The following is a 6,000-nucleotide window of genomic DNA, read 5'->3' on the forward strand; positions in this document are numbered from 1 at the left end:
CGTGTCGTTCAACTGCCGTTCACCCGTGCCAGGACCACATCTTCATGAGCCCGACTATGTGGGGCGCACCCTGGTGCAGAAGTCGATCACATGGCATCGTCCGTGTCAGCCGCGTCACGCGCACACCCCCAGCCCGTGCGCGAGCGACGCACACAACGCGCACAGTCCGGGAGCCGCCGCATGTCGACCGCGAACCCGCTGCCCCTCTGGCAGCCAGATCCGGAACGGATCGCCCAGGCACGCATCACCGAGTTCCAGGCCTGGGCGGCCGAGCACCACGGCGCCCCGTCCGAGGGCGGCTACCCGGCGCTCCACCGCTGGTCCGTGGAGCAGCTGGACACCTTCTGGACGGCCCTCACGGAGTGGTTCGACGTACGGTTCTCCACGCCCTACGCGCGCGTGCTGGGCGACCGCTCCATGCCCGGCGCCCAATGGTTCACCGGGGCGACCCTGAACTACGCCGAGCATGCCCTGCGCGCCGCCGAGACCCGGGCGGACGAACCCGCGCTCCTGTACGTCGACGAGTCCCACGAGCCGCGCCCGGTGAGCTGGGGCGAACTGCGCCGCCAGGTGGGCTCCCTGGCCGCCGAACTGCGCGCCCTCGGCGTACGCCCCGGCGACCGTGTCAGCGGCTACCTCCCGAACATCCCGCAGGCCGTCGTCGCCCTCCTGGCCACGGCAGCCGTGGGCGCCGTCTGGACGTCCTGCGCCCCCGACTTCGGCGCCCGCAGCGTCCTCGACCGCTTCCAGCAGGTCGAACCGGTCGTCCTGTTCACCGTCGACGGCTACCGCTACGGCGGCAAGGAGCACGACCGCCGCGACGTCGTCGCCGAACTCCGCCGCGAACTGCCCACCCTCCGCGCCGTTGTCCACATCCCCCTCCTCGGCACCGAGGCACCCGAAGGGGCACTGGAGTGGTCGGCCCTGACGTCGGCCGACGTGGAGCCCGTCTTCGAGCAGGTCCCTTTCGACCACCCCCTGTGGGTGCTCTACTCCTCCGGCACGACCGGCCTGCCCAAGGCCATCGTCCAGTCCCAGGGCGGCATCCTGGTCGAGCACCTCAAGCAGCTCGGTCTGCACTGCGATCTCGGCCCCGAGGACCGCTTCTTCTGGTACACCTCGACCGGCTGGATGATGTGGAACTTCCTCGTCTCCGGCCTCCTCACCGGCACGACGATCGTCCTGTACGACGGCAGTCCCGGCTACCCGGACACGGGCGCCCAGTGGCGGGTCGCCGAACGCACCGGAGCCACCCTGTACGGCACCTCGGCCGCGTACGTCATGGCCTGCCGGAAGGCGGGCGTGCACCCCTCCCGCGACTTCGACCTGTCCACGGTGCAGTGTGTCGCCACCACCGGCTCGCCCCTGCCGCCCGACGGATTCCGCTGGCTGCACGACGAGGTCCGCGACGACCTGTGGATCGCCTCCGTCAGCGGCGGCACGGACGTGTGCTCCTGCTTCGCAGGAGCCGTACCCACGCTCCCGGTGTACACGGGCGAACTGCAGGCACCCAGCCTCGGCACCGACCTGCAGTCCTGGGACCCGAGCGGCAACCCCGTCGTCGACGAGGTGGGCGAACTGGTGGTCACCAACCCCATGCCCTCGATGCCGATCCGTTTCTGGAACGACCCCGACGGCAGCCGGTACCACGACAGCTACTTCGACACCTACCCCGGCGTCTGGCGCCACGGCGACTGGATCACCGTCACCTCCCGGGGCTCCGTCGTCATCCACGGCCGTTCCGACTCCACGCTCAACCGCCAGGGCGTCCGCATGGGTTCGGCCGACATCTACGAGGCCGTCGAACGCCTCCCCGAGATCAAGGAATCCCTCGTCATCGGGATCGAGCAGCCCGACGGGGGGTACTGGATGCCCCTGTTCGTGCACCTCGCCCCGGGTGTCACCCTCGACGACGCCCTCCTGAACCGCGTCAAGCAGGCCATCCGCGAGCAACTCTCGCCGCGCCACGTTCCCGACGAGATCATCGAGGTGCCCGGCGTCCCCCACACCCTCACGGGAAAGCGCATCGAGGTCCCGGTCAAGCGCCTTCTCCAGGGCACGCCCCTGGAGAAGGCCGTCAACCCGGGCTCCATCGACAACCTGGACCTGCTGGCCTTCTACGAGGCCCTGGCCCGCAAGCGCGCCTGACCTCCGGACGACCGGGCCGGCCCCAGCCCCCGAGTGGCCTCGGCCTCCGCCGCGCACGACAGGCGAAAGCCGAGGCCACAGCGCCGGCGGACCCGTTGTCAGTGCCGTCGATTACTGTGAGTGAGCATTGATCGACCGTGCACAGGGGGAAACATGGCGCACAACGACCACCTGACCATGCGACGCGTCCTGCGCCGCGAAATCGCCGGCACCATCGGCCTGTTGACCGATGAGCAGGACTTCCGGGCCATGCGGCGCTACCGCAGCTTCGCCTTCGACGACCACACCACCTACCTCCATCAGGTGGAGACACTCCTCAGGACCCGCGCCGCACAAGGCAGCCACACCACACTGGCCCTGTTCGATCCGGAGGAGTACGCCGAGTTCTGCGCGGAGACCGGCCTCGACCCGGACGTCGCCACGAGCCGCAGCCGCTTCACCGCCGAACTCGCCGCCACCGGCGCCACTGTTCCCTACGAGGGCCAGGACCTCGCCGACCTCGTACCCACCCTCATCGACGAGGCCGTACGCCAGGCCACCTGGGCCTGCGCCAGTACCCTGCTGGCCACCCTCGGCCCCTGCGCCACCTGCGGCGAGGACATCGGCCGCTCCGCCATCAACCGCGCCTCGGACCTCCTCCTCCGCATCCTCGACACGGCGCCGCCCGGCGACCGGCACCTCGTCTGCAGCGTTTCGGGGACACCGGAATCCCTCGTGTCCGTCCTCCACGCCGACCAGGAACCCGAGGGCACCACCCAACTCGACGAGGCGGAGGTCCTCGAGTTCACGACCGTCCTGGCCCTCGGCATCGCCACCGGCAGCCCCGGCGGGCTCGTCATGCGGACCAGCGTGCCCGGCACCCCGGACCGCATCTACGGCTGGCGACTCCGCAAGGACCGTCTGGAGCCCCTCACCGCGGGTGAGGTCTTCGACGCCTACTGCACCGACATCGAATCGGGCGACCTCATCTCCCCTGAATCGGGAGTCGACTACGGCACGCCCCCTGACCTGGGAGACGAAGGCACACAACCGGGCCACCACCACTGAACGCACCAGGGGCGCCCCACCCGCAGGCGGAGCGCCCCCGAAGATCCACCGATGGTGGCCCGGCGTCCACTAGTCGGCGGCCAGCACCGCCTGGGCCGCGCTGCGGGCCTCTGCTGCGCTGTCCGCCGCCCGGGCCGCCGCCGCGGCCCGCTCACACTGGGCCAACGTGTACTTGGCCAGCGTCGCGCGCACGTAGGGGAGCGACGCGGCACCCATGGAAAGAGAGGTGACACCCAGCCCCGTCAGCACACAGGCCAGCAGCGGGTCGGACGCTGCCTCGCCACACACACCACAGCTCTTGCCCTCGGCCTTCGCCGCCTCCGCGGAAAGGGCGACCAGGTCGAGCAGCGCGGGCTGCCACGGATCCTGCAGCCGGGACACGGCACCCACCTGACGGTCCGCGGCGAACGTGTACTGAGCGAGGTCATTGGTTCCCAGGGACAGGAACTCGACCTCCTGCAGAATCGCGCGCGCCCGCAGCGCGGCCGACGGGATCTCCACCATGGCGCCGAACTTCGCCCGCAGCCCGGCTTCCCGGCACGCGTCCGCGAATGCCCTGGCGTCGGCTCGGTCGGCGACCATCGGCGCCATGACGTCGAGGTAGACCGACAGCCCCTCAGCGGCCTTGGCCAGCGCGGTCAACTGGGTACGCAGGATCTCCGGGTGGTTGAGCAGCGTCCGCAGACCTCGCACGCCCAGCGCCGGATTCGGCTCGTCGGCCGGGGTCAGGAAGTCCAGCGGCTTGTCCGCACCCGCGTCCAGGACGCGTACGACGACGCGCCCCTCGGGGAAGGCCTCGAGCACCTGCCGGTACGCCTCGACCTGCTTCTCCTCGGAAGGAGCGTTCTTGCTGTCGTCGAGGAAGAGGAACTCGGTACGGAAGAGACCCACACCCTCCGCCCCCGCCTCGACGGCCGCGGGAACGTCCGCCGGGCCGCCCACGTTGGCCAGCAGCGGCATCTTGTGCCCGTCGGCGGTGGCACCGGGCCCGATCGCGGCGGCCAGTGCGGCCTTGCGCTCGGCGGCGGCCGCCGCCAGCTGAGTCTTCTTCTTTTCGCTCGGGTTCACGAAGATGTCGCCGGTGCTGCCGTCGACCGCGATCACCGCGCCCTCGGCGAGTTCGACGGCACCAGGCAGCGCCACCACGGCAGGCACGCCGAGCGCCCGCGCGAGGATCGCGCTGTGACTGGTCGGCCCGCCCTCCTCGGTGACGAAACCGAGCACCAGCGCCGGATCGAGCAGCGCGGTGTCGGCCGGCGCCAGGTCACGGGCTACGAGGACGTACGGCACGTCGCTGTCCGGGACACCCGGCATGGGCACCCCGAGCAGCCGGGCGACGATTCGATTCCGCACGTCATCGAGGTCGGCCACACGACCGGCGAGGTACTCACCGGCGGCGGCCAGCAGCTCCCGGTACGCGGCGAACGCGTCGTACACGGCACGCTCGGCCGTGCTGCCGGCGGCGATACGCCGTTCTACATCCGCCATCAGCTCGGGGTCCTGGGCCATCATGGCCTGCGCCTCGAGCACCGCCTGGGCATCGCCCCCCGCCAGATGGCCGCGCGCGTTCAGGTCGGCGGCCACAGCCTCCACGGCTTGGCGGGCACGCCCCTGTTCACGCTCCGCATCCTCCACCGCTATCTGCCGGGACGGCGGCTCCAGCACCGCGGTTCCCATGTGCCGGACCTCGCCGATCGCGACACCCTGGCTCACACCGACGCCTCGCAGCGTTGTCTCCATCTCACCCGTCTCCGTTAGTGCGGCGAATCCCACCGCAGCGGTGGTTGTCCTGCTTCCCGTCCTGCGACGACACCGGCGTCACTTCCAGACGAAGAGCGTGTCTCCCGACTTCACGTCACCGTCTTCCCGGAGTTCGGAGAGGGACTCGGCCGTGGCCTCCAGTGCCACGACCGGGCAGACCGGGGACTTGCCGGCCTCCTCGACGGCGGCCGGGTTCCAGCGGACGATGCCCTGGCCGCGCGCCACGGTGTCGCCCTTGCTGACGAGCAGCTCGAAGCCCTCGCCGTTCAGCTGCACGGTATCGATACCAAGGTGAGTGAGGATGCCGCGTCCCTGATCGTCGACGACGACGAAGGCGTGCGGGTGCAGAGAGACGATGACACCGTCCACGGGCGCGACGGCCTCCGAGAGCTCACGCACGGGGTCGATCGCCGTGCCTGGGCCGACCATGGCCCCGGAGAAGACCGGGTCCGGCACGGAAACCAGCCCGATGGCGCGTCCTGCAAGAGGGGACGTCACGGTGGTCATGGGAAGCCTCCCAGGGGTGGAGATGCACAGGGGGCCGTCACTGCCAGTCCCGGACGGCACGCTGAGCAGCAGGGTATGTCAGATGAAGTGGCGGTTCCGTAAGGGAAAGCTAGCAGCTAGTGGTCTAGACCACCAGCTCGAAAAAATCTTGAGGATGGGGGTTGACGCACCCCTGCCGCTTCCGTAAAGTTCTTGGTCTGCCACGGAGCCGTACGGTTTTGGTGGCAGCACTCTCGCCGCGGATGCGGCACCCAACACCACCAGCACGATCTCCCGAACGGGATCGGATTCGGCGCGTCCGAATCCAATTCGATTTGGGGTGCCGGGGGCCCGATTAGGAGCCACCGGAGGGATCCGCTAAGGTTTGGGACGTCGGAACGGCCAAGTGCCGGGAAGGCAAACCCCGCTGACTGGGGGTCAGGCACGAAAGAGAGTCTGATAGAGTCGGAACCGCCGGAAAGGGAAACGCGAGAGCGAGAACCTGGAAAGCACCGAGGAAATCGGATCGGAAAAAGATCTGATAGAGTCGGAAACACC

The 6,000-nt window shown here is 69.7% G+C and carries 4 protein-coding genes; 2 read left to right on the forward strand and 2 right to left on the reverse strand.

Features of this window, described 5'->3' with window-relative positions; all coding sequences use genetic code 11:
* Positions 1 to 180: 180 nt before the first annotated feature.
* Both ABZ910_RS22370 and ABZ910_RS22375 read left to right on the forward strand, forming a co-directional pair.
* A complete protein-coding gene (locus ABZ910_RS22370) occupies positions 181 to 2,148 on the forward strand; it encodes an acetoacetate--CoA ligase (protein ID WP_361367765.1) in 1,968 nt (655 codons plus the stop codon).
* A 153-nt stretch (positions 2,149 to 2,301) separates the two neighbouring features.
* Positions 2,302 to 3,195: a hypothetical protein gene (locus ABZ910_RS22375; protein ID WP_361367768.1), complete on the forward strand. Its 894-nt coding sequence runs from the start codon at positions 2,302 to 2,304 to the stop codon at positions 3,193 to 3,195.
* Positions 3,196 to 3,264: 69 nt separating this feature from the next.
* Here the strand turns inward: ABZ910_RS22375 and ptsP are convergent, their stop codons facing one another.
* Together ptsP and ABZ910_RS22385 are read right to left on the reverse strand one after the other, a co-directional pair.
* Entirely contained in the window at positions 3,265 to 4,935 is a 1,671-nt protein-coding gene (gene ptsP, locus ABZ910_RS22380; RefSeq protein WP_361367771.1) for a phosphoenolpyruvate--protein phosphotransferase, read from the reverse strand.
* Positions 4,936 to 5,013: 78 nt separating this feature from the next.
* Positions 5,014 to 5,463 carry a PTS glucose transporter subunit IIA gene (locus tag ABZ910_RS22385; RefSeq protein ID WP_361367774.1) on the reverse strand — a complete coding sequence of 150 codons (450 nt, stop codon included), beginning with the start codon at positions 5,461 to 5,463 and terminating at the stop codon, positions 5,014 to 5,016.
* Positions 5,464 to 6,000 lie beyond the last annotated feature (537 nt).

The organism is Streptomyces sp. NPDC046805 (assembly GCF_040645355.1).
Lineage (GTDB): Bacteria > Actinomycetota > Actinomycetes > Streptomycetales > Streptomycetaceae > Streptomyces.